At 62.7% G+C, this 14,614-nt stretch carries 15 protein-coding genes; 8 read left to right on the forward strand and 7 right to left on the reverse strand.

The window, feature by feature from the left end:
* Window positions 1-71 precede the first annotated feature (71 nt).
* A complete protein-coding gene (locus tag FJV83_RS30755) occupies window positions 72-1,286 on the reverse strand; it encodes a UbiH/UbiF family hydroxylase (protein WP_142875963.1) in 1,215 nt (404 codons plus the stop codon).
* A gap of 112 nt (window positions 1,287-1,398) precedes the next feature.
* Here FJV83_RS30755 and FJV83_RS30760 point away from each other — a divergent pair, with 112 nt between their 5' ends.
* The 8 genes from FJV83_RS30760 (at window position 1,399) to FJV83_RS30795 (ending at window position 9,628) form a co-directional block, all read left to right on the forward strand.
* Window positions 1,399-2,286: a DUF2182 domain-containing protein gene (locus tag FJV83_RS30760; protein WP_185973469.1), complete on the forward strand. Its 888-nt coding sequence runs from the start codon at window positions 1,399-1,401 to the stop codon at window positions 2,284-2,286.
* Between the two features lie 14 nt (window positions 2,287-2,300).
* Window positions 2,301-2,915 (forward strand): DUF1326 domain-containing protein, encoded by a 615-nt coding sequence (locus tag FJV83_RS30765; protein ID WP_142887113.1) that lies wholly within the window; start codon window positions 2,301-2,303, stop codon window positions 2,913-2,915.
* A gap of 23 nt (window positions 2,916-2,938) precedes the next feature.
* Complete coding sequence (pcsA, locus tag FJV83_RS30770; RefSeq protein ID WP_179295971.1) at window positions 2,939-3,745, forward strand: phosphatidylcholine synthase; 807 nt, start codon at window positions 2,939-2,941, stop codon at window positions 3,743-3,745.
* 28 nt (window positions 3,746-3,773) lie between these two features.
* Window positions 3,774-4,751, forward strand: coding sequence for a quinone oxidoreductase (locus FJV83_RS30775; protein ID WP_142887114.1), 978 nt, complete (start codon window positions 3,774-3,776; stop codon window positions 4,749-4,751).
* Window positions 4,752-4,884: 133 nt separating this feature from the next.
* Window positions 4,885-6,462, forward strand: coding sequence for an ABC transporter ATP-binding protein (locus FJV83_RS30780; RefSeq protein ID WP_179295963.1), 1,578 nt, complete (start codon window positions 4,885-4,887; stop codon window positions 6,460-6,462).
* Window positions 6,459-7,589 (forward strand): ABC transporter permease, encoded by a 1,131-nt coding sequence (locus tag FJV83_RS30785; RefSeq protein WP_142887115.1) that lies wholly within the window; start codon window positions 6,459-6,461, stop codon window positions 7,587-7,589. The genes FJV83_RS30780 and FJV83_RS30785 overlap by 4 nt, the downstream gene beginning before the upstream one ends.
* The gene (locus tag FJV83_RS30790; protein ID WP_095774446.1) at window positions 7,589-8,509 is read left to right on the forward strand and encodes an ABC transporter permease; all 921 of its coding nucleotides are present in this window, start codon (window positions 7,589-7,591) and stop codon (window positions 8,507-8,509) included. Before FJV83_RS30785 ends, FJV83_RS30790 begins: the two co-directional genes overlap by 1 nt.
* A 51-nt stretch (window positions 8,510-8,560) precedes the next feature.
* Window positions 8,561-9,628 carry a BMP family ABC transporter substrate-binding protein gene (locus FJV83_RS30795; RefSeq protein ID WP_095774447.1) on the forward strand — a complete coding sequence of 356 codons (1,068 nt, stop codon included), beginning with the start codon at window positions 8,561-8,563 and terminating at the stop codon, window positions 9,626-9,628.
* A gap of 78 nt (window positions 9,629-9,706) precedes the next feature.
* Here FJV83_RS30795 and rimO read toward each other — a convergent pair whose 3' ends face one another.
* From rimO to FJV83_RS30825, 6 genes are all read right to left on the reverse strand, one after another.
* Window positions 9,707-11,020, reverse strand: coding sequence for a 30S ribosomal protein S12 methylthiotransferase RimO (rimO, locus tag FJV83_RS30800; protein ID WP_142887116.1), 1,314 nt, complete (start codon window positions 11,018-11,020; stop codon window positions 9,707-9,709).
* Between the two features lie 164 nt (window positions 11,021-11,184).
* Window positions 11,185-11,871 carry a TerC family protein gene (locus FJV83_RS30805; protein WP_095774449.1) on the reverse strand — a complete coding sequence of 229 codons (687 nt, stop codon included), beginning with the start codon at window positions 11,869-11,871 and terminating at the stop codon, window positions 11,185-11,187.
* A 184-nt stretch (window positions 11,872-12,055) separates the two neighbouring features.
* The gene (locus tag FJV83_RS30810) at window positions 12,056-12,463 is read right to left on the reverse strand and encodes a DUF930 domain-containing protein (protein ID WP_179295962.1); all 408 of its coding nucleotides are present in this window, start codon (window positions 12,461-12,463) and stop codon (window positions 12,056-12,058) included.
* 127 nt (window positions 12,464-12,590) lie between these two features.
* The gene (locus FJV83_RS30815; protein ID WP_095774450.1) at window positions 12,591-12,857 is read right to left on the reverse strand and encodes a TfoX/Sxy family protein; all 267 of its coding nucleotides are present in this window, start codon (window positions 12,855-12,857) and stop codon (window positions 12,591-12,593) included.
* Window positions 12,858-12,943: 86 nt separating this feature from the next.
* A complete protein-coding gene (locus tag FJV83_RS30820; RefSeq protein WP_142887117.1) occupies window positions 12,944-13,615 on the reverse strand; it encodes a DUF2161 domain-containing phosphodiesterase in 672 nt (223 codons plus the stop codon).
* Between the two features lie 67 nt (window positions 13,616-13,682).
* Window positions 13,683-14,489: an alpha/beta hydrolase gene (locus FJV83_RS30825; protein ID WP_095774452.1), complete on the reverse strand. Its 807-nt coding sequence runs from the start codon at window positions 14,487-14,489 to the stop codon at window positions 13,683-13,685.
* Window positions 14,490-14,614: the final 125 nt, after the last annotated feature.

The following is a 14,614-nucleotide window of genomic DNA, read 5'->3' on the forward strand; positions in this document are numbered from 1 at the left end:
TCAAGCTACGCAGAATGCGACGCAAAGGTTTTGATTGATGTCGCGATGTCGCGATAAAATCCGCAAAATCGCTACTGCTGCCGCATGGGTTTCCGCAGGCCGCCCGCGAGTGCTGCAAAACCACTGCCGGGGCGAAGCCCTTCGCGCATGAAGAAGGCGCGCAGCGGTGCAAAGCCGCCGAGCACGCCGAGACCGGCGCCGCGTGCCATCTGCGCCGGCAGCATGTCGGAGAGCAGCGACATGTTGAGCAGGTTGACCGCGCTGCTGCGCGCCAGAATGTCGGGACGACGCTTGAAATCGTAGGCGGCAAGGACCTTGGCCGCGCCTGGATCTCCGCTATTTTCTTTTGCAATTCCAACCAGATCGTCAATATCCCTGATGCCAAGGTTGAGGCCTTGCGCACCGATCGGCGGGAACACATGCGCGGCTTCGCCGACAAGCGCCACCCTGTCCCGTGCGAAACGCAGGGGCGTCACGGTCGAAAGCGGATAGATCTGGCGGCCCGGCTCTACCGTCACCCGACCCAGCATCGACTGCATCTGCTGCTCGACCCGCAACGAGAGCGTTGCGTCATCCAGGGCGGCAAGCTCCTTGGCGGTCTCGGGCTTCACCACCCAGACGAGGCTTGAGCGATTGCCGGGCAACGGAACCTGAGTGAACGGACCGGTTTCGGTGTGGAACTCGGTCGAGGTGGAGGCGTGCTCACGGCTATGGCCAAAATTAAGCACGAGCGCGGCCTGCGGATAGGCGTGCGAGCCGGTCGAAATGCCTGCCGCCTCGCGCGCAGGCGACTGGCGACCATCGGCGGCGACCGCCAGTGACGCGCCAACCTCGCTGCCGTCGGCGAGGACGGCATGGGCCCGATCGGCATCGAGATGCCAGGTCTTCACCATCGACCTGCGCCATTCGATCCCGGAATGGGCGGCGACCTTGTCGGCAAGCGCCGGGCTAAGCACGCTGTTGGGCAGGTTCAGCCCGAACTGGTCCTCATCGATCTCGCTGGCGCGGAAGGTGACGACGGGGCTGCGGATCAGCCGGCTGGTCGCGTCGACGATGCGCATGACTTTCAAGGGAGCGGCCTTGGGCCTGATGACTTCGAGGACCTCGAGCCGCTCAAGCACTTTCAGGGCAGGGTTCATCAGCGCCGTGGTGCGGCCATCGGGGGCCGACGCCTCGGGCCCCACCAGCGTCACCGGGAAGCAGGCATCGGCAAAAGCAAGCGCCGCGATCAGTCCTGCCGGACCAGTGCCGGCAATCAGTATCGGCGCTGTTTCGTGATGCTCCAAGATCGGTTTCCGGCTTGCGATGCGAGGCGGGCCACCAGACCTGCCAGTCGAGAAGCATATAGGTCAGTTCATGCGGCTTGATCAACGCGGCGATTCGGCTCATTCGGGTGTCATGACCGGCCCCCAGGACGATTTCAGCCATCTCGACCGCGCCGGCCGCGCCACGGCTGATATTGCGCGCAACCCGCGTTTGACGGTCAATATCGTCGTCGGCGCCAGCATTCTGCTCGCCTGGTCGTCGCTGGCCACGATGGCGATTCGCGGCGCCGAGGCCAGGGGCAGCGCGCCCGGCGACATGCTCCTGCGCGGTCTGCCGCAGCTGCCGCTGCCCGATTTCCTGGAGCGGTTCTTCGCGCTCTGCCTGTCGCCGGCGCCGCTGGATGCAAGCATCGTCCCGCATGCCCTGGCGCTGATCCTGATGTGGTTCCTGATGGCGGTCGCCGCGATGCTGCCGTCGGCGGCACCGATGATCCGCACCTATTGTGAGATCGCCGATACGGCCCGGATCAAAGGCGAGCCGGTCGTCCATCCGCTGCTACTGGTTGCCGGCTATCTCGGTGTCTGGCTCGCCGCCTCGATGCTGTTTGCGGCGCTGACATTGGGCGTGCATGCATTCGCCGCGTCCGGCGAAATCTACGATCCGCTGCTTGGCGTTGCCGGGGCGCTTGCACTGCTGGTTGCAGGCCTCTACCAGTTCAGCGGCCTCAAGGAGGCCTGCCTGAAAAAATGCCGCAACCCGTTCTCGATCCTGTTTTCGAACTGGAGCGCCACGCCGATCCGCGTCTTCCGCCTTGGTGCCGTGCAAGGCGTCTGGTGCCTCGGCTGCTGCTGGGCGCTGATGCTGGTGATGTTCGCAGTCGGCGTGATGAACATCTTCTGGATGGCGCTGATCGGCGTGTTCACCCTGATTGAAAAACAAACCACGGGCCGTCTTCCAACCCGGCTGGCCGGTGCGATACTGCTTGTCTGGGCAGCCGCGCTGTTAGTAATCTCGTTGTGAGTGGGGGAAATTCAATGACAGATCAGGGCTGGGCAATGAAAGGAGAGCTCGTACTCTCCTGCAATTGCACGGTTTTTTGCCCTTGCGTGCTGTCGCTCGGCAGCCACCCTCCGACCGAGGGCTACTGCCAGACCTGGGCAGGTTTCCGTATCGATGCCGGCCATTTCGGCGAGGTCGACCTGTCCGGCCTCAACCTTGGGCTGATCATGGAAATCCCCGGCTACATGAGCCGTGGCAACTGGACCGCGGGCGTCTTCATCGACAAACGCGCCTCGATCTACGCGGTAAAGGCCTTGACGAAGATTTTCACCGGTAAGGCCGGCGGAACCACATCGCTGCTGTCGATCCTGGTCGGAAAATTCCTGGGTGTGGAACAGGTGCCGATCACCTATGAGACACGGGACAAGACGCGTATCTTCCAGATACCGAAGATCATCGATGGCGCGGTCACGCCAATCGCGGGCAAGGATCGCGAGAAGGATACGGTGATCACCAATTCGGAATACTGGATTGCACCGGAGATCATTGTGGCGAGGTCCGACAAGAGCAAGATGCGAGCCTTTGGCCGCAACTGGAATTTTGCCGGTCGCTCGGCCGAAATCTGCAAGCTGGATTGGCGGGGCCCGTGAGCAAGAACACATCGGCCAGGAACATGGCGGCACGGAAAGCCGCCAAGAAGCTCACGGACCGGATTCCGCGACCGAAGAAGAAGGTCACCTGGCCGCAGGCGAGGGCGTTCTCGGTCCATCTGCTGACGGCGTCAGGCTCGTTCCTCGCGTTCCTGTCGCTGGTGGCGGCGAGTGAGGAACGCTGGACGGCAATGTTCTGGTGGCTTGGGCTGGCGCTGTTCGTCGACGGCATTGACGGGCCTATCGCCAGGAAGCTCGAGGTCAAGGAAATCCTGCCGACCTGGTCGGGCGAGCTCCTCGACAACATCATCGACTACGTGACCTACGTGCTGATCCCGGCCTTCGCGCTCTACCAGCGCGGCTTCATGGGCGAGGGTCTGTCGTTCCTGTCGGCGGCAATCATCGTCGTCTCCAGCGCGATCTATTACGCCGACACCGGCATGAAGACGAAGGAGAATTTCTTCAAGGGCTTCCCCGTGGTCTGGAACATGGTGGTGTTCACGCTGTTCGTCATCGAGCCCGGACAATGGGTATCGTTCGCGGTGGTGGTGGTAGCCGGTATTCTGACCTTCATCCCCATCAATTTCATTCATCCGGTGCGGGTCGTGCGGCTGCGGCCCATCAATCTCACAATGACCCTTTTGTGGTGCGCCTTCGGCGCGCTTGCTCTCGCACAGGCGGCACTTGCCGCCTTCTACGACCAGATCGGCGTGTTGGGCGCACAGGTCAGCACCTTCATCAAGATCGGCATCACCATTACCGGGCTTTACCTGGCCTGTATCGGTGGCATCATGCAGTTCTTTCCAAATCTCGGCGCCAAAAAGGCCTGACGAGCCGCTCCCAGAGGAATCCCGGTCCATGTCCAAAGCTATCCGCATCCACGCCCATGGCGGCCCGGAAGTTCTGACCTATGAGGACGCCGATCCCGGCCAACCGGGTTCCGGGCAGATCCTGGTCAGGCATACGGCGATCGGCCTCAACTTCATCGATGTCTATCATCGCTCCGGCCTTTATCCGCCGCCCGGAGGCTTTCCTCTCATTCCGGGCAGCGAGGCCGCCGGCGTGGTGTTGCAGGTCGGCCAGGATATCGACTGGCTGAAGCCTGGAGACCGGATCGCCTATGCCGTAACGACAGGCGCCTATGCCGAGGAACGCGTCATCGATGCCAGCCGGGTCGTCAAGGTTCCGGACGGCATCAGTGACGAACAGGCGGCCGCAATGATGCTGAAGGGCATGACCGCCGAATATCTCCTGCGCCGAACCTTCAAGGTGAAGGCGGGCGACACGATCCTGTTCCATGCCGCTGCCGGCGGCGTCGGGCTCATTCTCGGCCAATGGGCGAAACATCTGGGCGCAACCGTCATCGGCACGGCAAGCTCGACCGACAAGATCGAGCTCGCCAAGGCGCACGGCTTCGATCATGTCATCAATTACAGGGAGCAGGATTTCGTCGCCGGCGTCGCGGCCATCACCGGCGGCAAGAAATGCGACGTCGTCTACGATTCGGTGGGCAACGACACATTCCCGGCCTCACTCGACTGCCTCAGGCCGCTCGGCATGTTCGTCAGCTTCGGCCAGTCGTCGGGACCAATCCCGCCCTTCTCGATGTCATTGCTGGCACAGAAGGGCTCGCTGTTCGTCACCAGGCCGACGCTGTTCGTCTACAACGCGAAACGCGAGGACCTCGACGCCTCCGCGGCCGCGTTGTTCAAAGTGGTGCTCAGCGGCGCCGTCAAGATCCAGATCAACCAGCGCTATGCGCTGAAGGATGCGGGCAAGGCGCATGCCGACCTCGAGGGGCGCAGAACCACAGGGACGACCATTCTCATCCCTTAGTCCCGCCGGGCTTGCTATCCCTTGAATTTCCGCTGAAATTCTTGAAGCTCTTTCAAGACGCGTGCCGCTTTCCGTTGAGAGCCGGCGGCGCCTACCATGTTTGCGGGAACACAGAACATATCTGGTGAACCAGATGGGAGGCACTGTGAGTGCAAATCACGATGGGGCGAACCTGCTCGAGGTTCGTGGCCTGACCAAGATATTCGGCACGCTGACGGCGTGCGACCATATCGATCTCAACATCGCCAAAGGTGAAATCCACGCGCTGCTCGGCGAGAACGGCGCCGGCAAATCGACGCTGGTCAAGATGCTGTTCGGCTCGCTGGAGCCCAATTCCGGCGAGATTTTCTGGAACGGCCAGGCGGCGCGGATCACCAGCCCGGGTGTCGCCAAGAAGCTAGGCATCGGCATGGTGTTCCAGCATTTTTCGCTCTTCGAGGCGCTGACCGCGGCCGAGAACATCGCGCTTTCCCTGGACGACGGCTCGCCCATCAGCAGCATCGCCGCCAAGGCGAGGGCGCTTTCCTACAGCTACGGCCTGCCGCTCGATCCGGATTCGCTGGTCGGCGACCTGTCGGTCGGCGAACGCCAGCGCATCGAGATCATCCGCTGCCTGCTGCAGACGCCGCAGCTCATCATCCTGGACGAGCCGACCTCGGTTCTGACGCCACAGGAAGCCGACAAGCTGTTCGAGACGCTGGAGCGGCTGCGCTCGGAAGGCAAATCGATCCTCTACATTTCGCACCGGCTGGAAGAGGTCAAGCGCATCTGCGACCGCGCCACCGTATTGCGGCACGGCAAGGTGGTCGGCCATTGCAATCCGCGCGAGGAGACAGCCGCCTCGCTCGCCCGCATGATGGTCGGCAATGAGGTGCAGGCCGTGGTGCGTGCCCCGGTCGAGGGGATCGAGACCGCGCAGCCGCTGCTTGAAGTCCGCGGTCTCACCCGCAAGCCGGCAACGCCGTTCTCCATTCCGCTCAAGAACATCAGCCTCAATGTCCGTGCCGGCGAGGTGATCGGCATCGCCGGTGTCGCCGGCAACGGGCAGGGCGAGTTCTTCGAATCCGTTTCAGGCGAAGTGTTGCAGCAGGATGCCGCCTCGGTGCGCATCCGCGGCAAGGATGCGGGTGGGCTGACCATCACCGGACGGCGCTTGCTGGGTGCCGCCTTCGTGCCGGAAGAGCGCCTCGGCCATGGTGCGGCGCCGCGCATGAAACTTTCGGAAAACCTTTTGCTGTCGCGCCATGCCACTGACGGCAAGGCGTTTGTCGGCACCGGTGGAATGGTCAAGAGCGGCGCCATTTACGCTGCCTCCCAACGCATCATCGAGGCGATGGACGTGCGCAAGAGCGCGCCGGATCCGGAAGCTGCGGCTCTTTCGGGCGGAAACCTGCAGAAATTCATCGTCGGCCGGGAACTCGACCGCCGGCCCAGCGTCATGGTGGTGAACCAGCCGACCTGGGGCGTCGACGCCGGCGCCGCCGCACACATCCGCCAGGCGTTGATCGAACTGTCGCGCAGCGGATCGGCGGTGCTGGTGATCAGCCAGGATCTCGACGAGCTGTTCGAAATTTCGGACGCGATCGCGGTCATGCACAATGGCGAATTGTCCAAGCCGATGCCGATCGCCGAAGCAACCTTCGAGAAGGTCGGCCTGCTAATGGGCGGCGCCGAGCCCGGCCACGCCGAACATACGCTGGAGACGGCATGATGCGCCTCGAACTCGTCAAACGCCCACAGCGCTCCGCGCTGTTTTCAGCCCTGTCGCCGTTCATCGCCTTCGCCCTGACGATCATCGCCGGTGCCATTCTGTTCGCTCTGCTCGGCGTCAATCCGCTGACCGCGTTCCGGATCTATTTCATCGAACCGATCAGCCAGGTCTGGCAGTTGCATGAACTGGCGATCAAGGCGGCACCGCTGATCCTGATCGCGGTCGGCCTGTCAGTCTGTTACAAGGCCAACATCTGGAACATCGGCGCCGAGGGCCAGTTTATTTTCGGCGCCATCTTCGGCTCGGCCATTCCGGTGCTGTTTCCGCAATTCGAAGGCCCGCTGGTGTTGCCGCTGATGCTTTTGCTCGGCATGGTCGGCGGCGCGGCCTATGCGGCGATACCCGCGTTTCTGAAGACCCGCTTCAACACCAACGAGATCCTGACCAGCCTGATGCTGGTCTATGTCGCCCAGCTCTTCCTCGACTGGCTGGTGCGCGGCCCCTGGCGCGATCCGCAGGGCCATGGTTTCCCGCAGACGATCCAGTTCGGCGACTCCGCCGTGCTGCCGGAAGTGATGCCGGACGCCGGGCGCGCCAATTGGGGCTTTGTCTTCGCGCTGGTTGCCGCGGTGCTGATCTGGATCCTGATGGGGCGCATGCTCAAGGGCTTCGAGGTGCGTGTGCTGGGTTCCAGCCCGCGGGCAGGGCGCTTTGCCGGTTTCGGCCTCAGCCGCATGGTGTTCTTCGCCTTCCTGCTGTCGGGCGCGCTGGCCGGACTTGCCGGCATTTCTGAAGTCTCCGGCGCCATCGGGCAATTGCAGCCGGTGATTTCGCCCGGATACGGCTTCACCGCCATCATTGTGGCGTTCCTCGGCCGCCTCAATCCGCTTGGTATCATCGCCGCGGGCCTGGTTCTGGCGCTGACCTATCTCGGCGGCGAGGCGGTGCAAAGCGCGCTCGGCATTTCCGACAAGGTGGCGCGGGTGTTCCAGGGCATGCTTTTGTTCTTCGTGCTCGGCTGCGACACGCTCATCCACTACCGCATCCGCCTGATCGGCCTGGCGCTGACGGAACAAGAAGGCGCGGCAAAGCTCGACGCTGCACCGAAGTTGAAGGAAGCCCGCTGATGGACATCACCGTCAACATCCTCCTGACCATCGCGACGGCGGCGACACCGCTGTTGATCGCTGCGATCGGCGAACTGGTGGTCGAGCGCTCCGGCGTGCTCAATCTCGGCGTCGAAGGCATGATGATCATGGGTGCGGTCGGCGGCTTCGGGGCCGGCTATCTGACCGGCTCGCCCTGGATCGGCCTTTTGGCGGCGATCGCCATGGGGGCGCTGTTCTCGCTGCTGTTCGCCGTCATGACGCTGTCGCTGGCCACCAACCAGGTGGCGACCGGCCTGTCGCTGACGCTGCTCGGCCTCGGCCTCTCCGGCATGATCGGCACGAGCTTCGTCGGCCAGCCCGGTGTCAGGCTGCCCAATCTCGACATTCCAGGCCTGAGCGCCATCCCGGTCGTGGGCAAGCTGCTGTTCGGCCAGGATCCGGTGTTCTACATCTCGATCGTGCTGACCGCCGCCGTCATGTGGTTCCTGTTCAAGACGCGGACCGGGCTGACGCTGCGCTCGATCGGCGACAGCCACACCTCGGCGCACGCACTCGGCATCAAGGTCATCCGCTACCGCTATCTCTCGGTGATCTTCGGTGGGGCCTGCGCCGGTCTTGCCGGCGGCCATCTGTCGCTGGTCTACACGCCGCAGTGGGTCGAGAACATGACCGCGGGCCGCGGCTGGATCGCGCTGGCGCTGGTGGTGTTCGCGTCGTGGCGGCCGTGGCGGGTGCTGGCCGGTGCCTACATCTTCGGCGCGGTGTGGATCGGCCAGCTTCATGCACAGGCTTTTGGCATTCCGGTGCCCTCGCAGATGCTTTCTTCTCTGCCCTATCTGGCAACCGTCGTGGTTCTCGTTCTAATCTCGCGCAACAAGCGTCTGACGATGATGAACACGCCGGCATCCCTGGGGCAGCCATTCGTTCCGGATCGTTGACAAAAACAAAAAGACGGGAAGCTCCAAGGCTTAACACAGAGAGGTAACACGATGAAAAAACTGCTTATTGCCCTGATGACGACGACAGCGGCACTGTCGCTGGCCGCGTCCGCGGAGGCTGCCGAAAAGTTGAAGGCCTGCTGGGTCTATACCGGCCCGATCGGCGATTTCGGCTACTCCTACCAGCACGACCAGGGCCGGCTCGAAGTCGAGAAGGCGCTCGGCGACAAGGTCGAGACCGCCTATCTGGAGAACGTCTCCGAAGGTCCCGATGCGGACCGTGCTTTCGAGCGTCTGGCGCGCGAAGGCTGCAAGCTGATCTTCGGCACCTCTTTCGGCTTCATGGATGCCGAGGTGAAGGTCGCCAAGAAGTTCCCGAAAGTGATGTTCGAGCACGCCACCGGCTACAAGACCGGTGACAATCTCGGCATCTACAACGCACGCTTCTACGAAGGCCGTTATGTGCTCGGCCAGATCGCCGCCAAGGAATCGAAGTCCGGCGTTGCCGGCTACATCGTCTCCTTCCCGATTCCCGAAGTGGTGATGGGCATCAACTCCTTCATGCTCGGCGCGCAGTCGATCAACCCGAACTTCAAGGCCAAGATCGTCTGGGTCAATTCGTGGTTCGATCCGGGCAAGGAAGCCGACGCCGCCAAGGCGCTGTTCGATCAAGGTGCCGACATCATCGTCCAGCATACCGATTCGACCGCCGCCCTGCAGGTCGCCGAGGAGCGCAAGCTGCATGGCTTTGGCCAGTCGTCCGACATGATCAAGTTCGCGCCGAACGCGCAGCTGACCTCGCTGACCGACGAATGGGGTCCGTACTATATCAGCCGGGTACAGGCAGCCATCGATGGCACCTGGAAGCCGGACAATGTGTGGCTCGGCATCAAGGACGGCGCGGTCAAGCTCGCGCCCTACACCAACATGCCCGACGACGTGAAGGCGATGGCCGAGGCAACCGAGAAGAAGATCGCCGGCGGCTGGAACCCCTTCACCGGACCGATCGCCAAGCAGGACGGTACACCGTGGCTCAAGGACGGTGAAGTCGCCGATGACGGCACACTGCTCGGCATGAATTTTTACGTGAAGGGCGTCGACGACAAGCTGCCGCAGTAAGCGGCGCATCACATTTCGAACAGGAAAGGGCGCCGCGAGGCGCCCTTTTCATTTTGCCGGGAGAAAGTGACGGCACGCTCAGACGGCCGAACCGTAGAGGTCGTAGGCGTCGGCGCGCTCGATCTTGACGGTGACGATGTCACCGGCACGCATCGGGCGGCGCGACTGGATATGGACCGAGCCATCGATCTCGGGCGCGTCGTATTTGGTGCGGCCCTTCGCCGAATTGCCATGGGCTTCGTCGATCAGTACCGGCAGGCGTTTGCCGACCTTCCTGGTCAACTGCGTCGCCGAAATCTTCTGCTGACGCTGCATGAAGCGGTGCCAGCGTGCTTCCTTGACGTCCTGCGGTACCTGTTCGAGGCCGAGGTCGTTGGATCGGGCGCCCTTGACCGGTTCGTATTTGAAGCAGCCGGCGCGGTCGATCTTGGCCTCGTCCAGCCAGTCGAGCAGCATCTCGAAATCCTCATCCGTCTCGCCGGGGAAGCCGACGATGAAGGTCGAGCGGATAGCGAGATCCGGGCACACGTCACGCCAGCCGCGAATGCGCTCCAGCGTCTTTTCGCCATGTGCCGGACGGCGCATGTTTTTCAGTACTTGCGGCGAGGCATGCTGGAACGGGATATCCAGATAGGGAAGGATTTTTCCTTCGGCCATCAGCGGGATGACGTCGGCGACATGCGGGTAGGGGTAGACATAGTGCATGCGCACCCAGATGCCGAGCTTGCCCAACTCCTCGGAGAGATCGAGGAATTTCGCGCGCACTTCGCGGTCGCCGAACATCGACGTCTGGTACTTGATGTCGATGCCGTAGGCGCTGGTGTCCTGCGAGATGACGAGGAGTTCCTTGACGCCTGCCTTGGCCAGTTTTTCGGCTTCGCGCAGCACATCGGCGGCCGGGCGCGAAACGAGATCGCCACGCAGGGCGGGAATGATGCAGAAGGTGCAGCGGTTGTTGCAGCCTTCCGAGATCTTCAGGTAGGCGTAGTGGCGCGGCGTCAGCTTGACGCCCTGCGGCGGCAGCAGGTCGATATAGGGATCATGCGAGGGCGGGGCTGCCTCATGCACGGCTGCCATGACGCTCTCATAGGCCTGCGGCCCGGTGATCGCCAGCACATTGGGATGCTTTTCGCGGATCACCTCCGGCTCGGCGCCGAGGCAGCCGGTGACGATGACCCTCCCGTTTTCCGAAAGCGCGGAGCCGATGGCGTTGAGCGACTCGTCGCGGGCGGAATCGAGGAAACCGCAAGTGTTGACCACGACGAGATCGGCGCCGTCATGCTTGCGGGCGATCTCATAGCCTTCGGCGCGCAGGCGCGTGATGATGCGCTCGGAATCCACGAGCGCCTTCGGGCATCCAAGGCTAACGAAACTGACGCGAGGGGCGGACATAGGCAAGCTTCCAATGGGGGCACGGGCCGAAACGCTGGTCCGGCCTCAAATCGCTGTAAATGTCGGTCTATGGCGCATGGCAGGAGCCAATACGCGCGGCGCAATAGCATGGGTTGCGCAATCAAGCAAACCGGCCGACGGGCTGGTCCGCGCCATCGGATGGCTCAGTGGCCCCCGGATCCGAACCAAGGCGCCAGGAAAGCGAAGTGCTCGGGGAATTGCTGCACGGCCCCGTCAAGCAGCATCTTGACCGCGACATAGAGGATGATTGCCAGGCCGACATAGGCAATCCAACGGTATTTGTGCAGCAGGCGCGCGACGAACGACGCGGCAAAGCCCATCAAGGCGATCGACAGGGCCAGTCCGATGATCAGCACCGTCGGATGGTTCATGGCCGCGCCGGCCACGGCCAGGACATTGTCGAGCGACATCGACACGTCGGCAATGACGATCTGCCAGGCGGCCTGTGAGAAGGTCTTGCCGGATCCCTTGCCGCCGATGACGCCGTCCTTGTCGAAATCGCCATTCGACAGCGCTTCGGTCGCGTCGCGCTCCTCATCCTGGCTGACGCGCAATTCGCGCCACATCTTCCAGCAGACCCACAGCAAAAGCAGGCCGCCGGCGATCAGCAGCATCGGGCCGATGGTCAGCAGCCATTGCGTGATCAGGGCGAAGAAAATGCGAAGCACGGTGGCCGCCGCGATGCCGACCAAAATGGCGCGCTTGCGCTGGGCGGCGGGCAGGCCGGCCGCCGCGAGGCCGATGACGATGGCATTGTCGCCCGCAAGTGCAAGGTCGATAGCGATGACTTGAAAAAGAGCCGATATGCCCGCGGCGGTAAATATTTCCATCGACCGGGAAGCCCTTCGCCGAGTGTTCGTTGTCGATTGTCCAGACGGGCCTAAAGGCATGGTCCGCTGGCGTCAAGACGCCGCGACGGACACCACTGGAAAACCACTTTCGTGGCAGGGGTATTACAGGGGATTCTTAGCCGCTGCCGGCACGTGAGCCAAAGCCTACGCAAGCCCGCGAAAACTAATCGTAGAGATTGTACTTCGCCCAGTCGGCTTCCGGAATTTCGTCGCCGATCCGGTAGCGCAGCTGCAGGACTTCCATATGGTCCGGCCCGGTCTGGCATTTGAATTTCAGCCGGTACCACTGTCCTTTGCTGCGGAATGCCGCACCCGGACTCCTGATCGCATCGGCGCTCATCTCGGGCGTCGCAAAGGCGTAGGCGACGACCCGGTCGGCCTTGAACTTGCGATCATCGTGGGTGATCCGGTCCAGGACTTCGGCATCGCACCGCTGTTCGAGGCGTGTTTGCGGGTCAAGTTTCATCAGCCCGGCACGCAAAGCATTGTCCATCGCGCTGGCCGGGAAAGTCAGCGTCAGGGACGCAATGGCCATCATGCAGAGTGTCTTCATGGGCGGGACTAGCAGCATGTTTTGTCTGAAAAATCAACCAAAGGACCCGGCAGGTTCCCGTGTTCAGGCGGCCCTCGCGTTCAAAATCCCGTGTCGTGTTTCGTCGTCGGACCGAATTCCTGGTGAACGTTTGGAGCGCCGTCCTCTAAGACTTGGCCGCGCCAACCTGTTGTCGGAGAAACGCCTTTGTGTCCGGTTTGAGATCCCGCCAATCGCAATCGGATAATGCAGCTTCCATCGCATAGAGCGCGAGGATCGTCACATGTCGGCCAAATCGAAACTTTAGGCGACGATAGGCTTCGACCGAGCCAAGATGGCGCAAATCCTCATCGTCGATAATGTCGATTTCCGCCAACATCCGCGCCGTCGCCGGTCCAAGATTTCGCATGCCCTGAATGCGTACCGTCATCATGCCTCCCTGTCAGAAAGTTGATCGGAACGTCCGTTCGATCGGCAAATCCTGCGCGAACTGGAGGACGGCACAGAGCACGTTCACGGTCATCCCGTCGAACTGTCCGAGGCCTGCGGCCAACGGATCAACGAGGCGCGGCCGGCGTCGGTGAGGTCGTAGACCCCGCGATCGACGCGCGCGAACCAGCCATAGACATTGTGCTGCAGGATTTTCGGCGCGATCGGCGTCAAGGCCTTCAGATCGCGCGGTCGTTTGGGTCCGTCCGCCATCGCGGCCGCACAGGTGAGGGCACTCTGGCGATAGGCGGTCATGATCGGATTGCGCGATCCTCCCCCGGCGACAGGATCGCCGCGGCGGCGCTGGTGCTCGTCGACAAGGCGTGAGCGCCGCCGTGCATTCCTGCGCGGCTCCGGCGCGGCGGGACTGACAAGCACCTCGACCTTGTCGTTGGCTGTCACGCCAAGCACGCCGAAGCCAAGCCGGCGGCAGAGGTTGCGGAACCGGGCGTCGCTTTCACGTCCCTTGCCTCGGGCCGACATGCGCGCCGCCAGCCAGACTTCGTCGCAAGCGGCCGCACGGTCGACGCCCTGCAGCACCAATTCCAGATTGAATTGCAGCTTCAACTCGCAGATGACGACGATTGGCGGCTCACCGTCGCGCAGCGCGACGATGTCGCACCCGCCGATCTCGCCCTTCACGACGAAATCGAGGCTTTCGAGGAACCGCTTCACCGGCGCATAGAGTGAGGTCTCGTTCATGCCGCAAGGCTTAGCCGATTCGACAAAAAAAGCCTTCCGGCATCGGCGCGCGCTGCGCACCGAGCTCTCAAGAATGCATTTTTTCGAGGAAGGCCAGCAGCACGCTGTTGAACTGCCCGGGCAGTTGCAGCGGTGCGAAATGGCTGACGTCGGGCAGGATTATCAATTGCGATGCCGGGATGCTGCGGGCCAGATAGCTCGCGTGCTCGTGTCTGATGAACTCGTCATGCTCGCTTTGAACGATCGCCACGGGCACGCGCGTCCGCGCCAGGTCGGCGGCGGTGTAATTGGGTTCGGACTTCATCATCAGGCCGACGGCTTCGACGAATGCGTCGAACTGGTCCGGGGTCGCCGACAATTCGGCATAGTCCCTGGCATGCCGGCTGAAACAGCGATCGATGACCGGACTGGGCTCGAATTCCCTGGTGCCGCTCGGATCCATGTTGCAGCCGAAGAAGAACACGCCGGTGATGCGGTCGGCGGCTTTCATGCCGAGGATCAGGGCAACGCAGGCGCCATCGCTCCAACCCACCATAGCCGCCTTTTTCAAGTGCAGCCTGTCCATCACGGCCAGGACATCGGAAGCCATCAGTTCATATTTGTATGGCCGCTCGTCGCGGCTGCTGCGCCCATGGCCACGGCTGTCGATCACCACGACCCGATAGCCGGCCTTGACCAGCGCGGGGACCTGAAATCCCCAATTGCCGCTGTGACCGAGGCCGCCATGCAGCAGGATCACGGGGAGGCCGGCGCCAAACGTGGCGTACCAGATTTCGGCGCCATCATGTGCCACCCGGCCTTCGTCCCTTGCGGCCGGCAGGGGCGTCGCGCCATGCGCTTCGAATTTCCTGAGATCGTCATCGTGATGGTCCATGCCGGGAATGCCTCGAGGCGAACGCGCAGGACCCACAATTATTGCCGGTATCAGCCAAAGCCAACCCGCGACGCAACGTCTGCTGCCACCTGGCGACACCGCCGGTTTCGAGCGGCGAAAGACCT

Source organism: Mesorhizobium sp. WSM4307 (assembly GCF_007003945.1).
Taxonomy (GTDB): domain Bacteria; phylum Pseudomonadota; class Alphaproteobacteria; order Rhizobiales; family Rhizobiaceae; genus Mesorhizobium.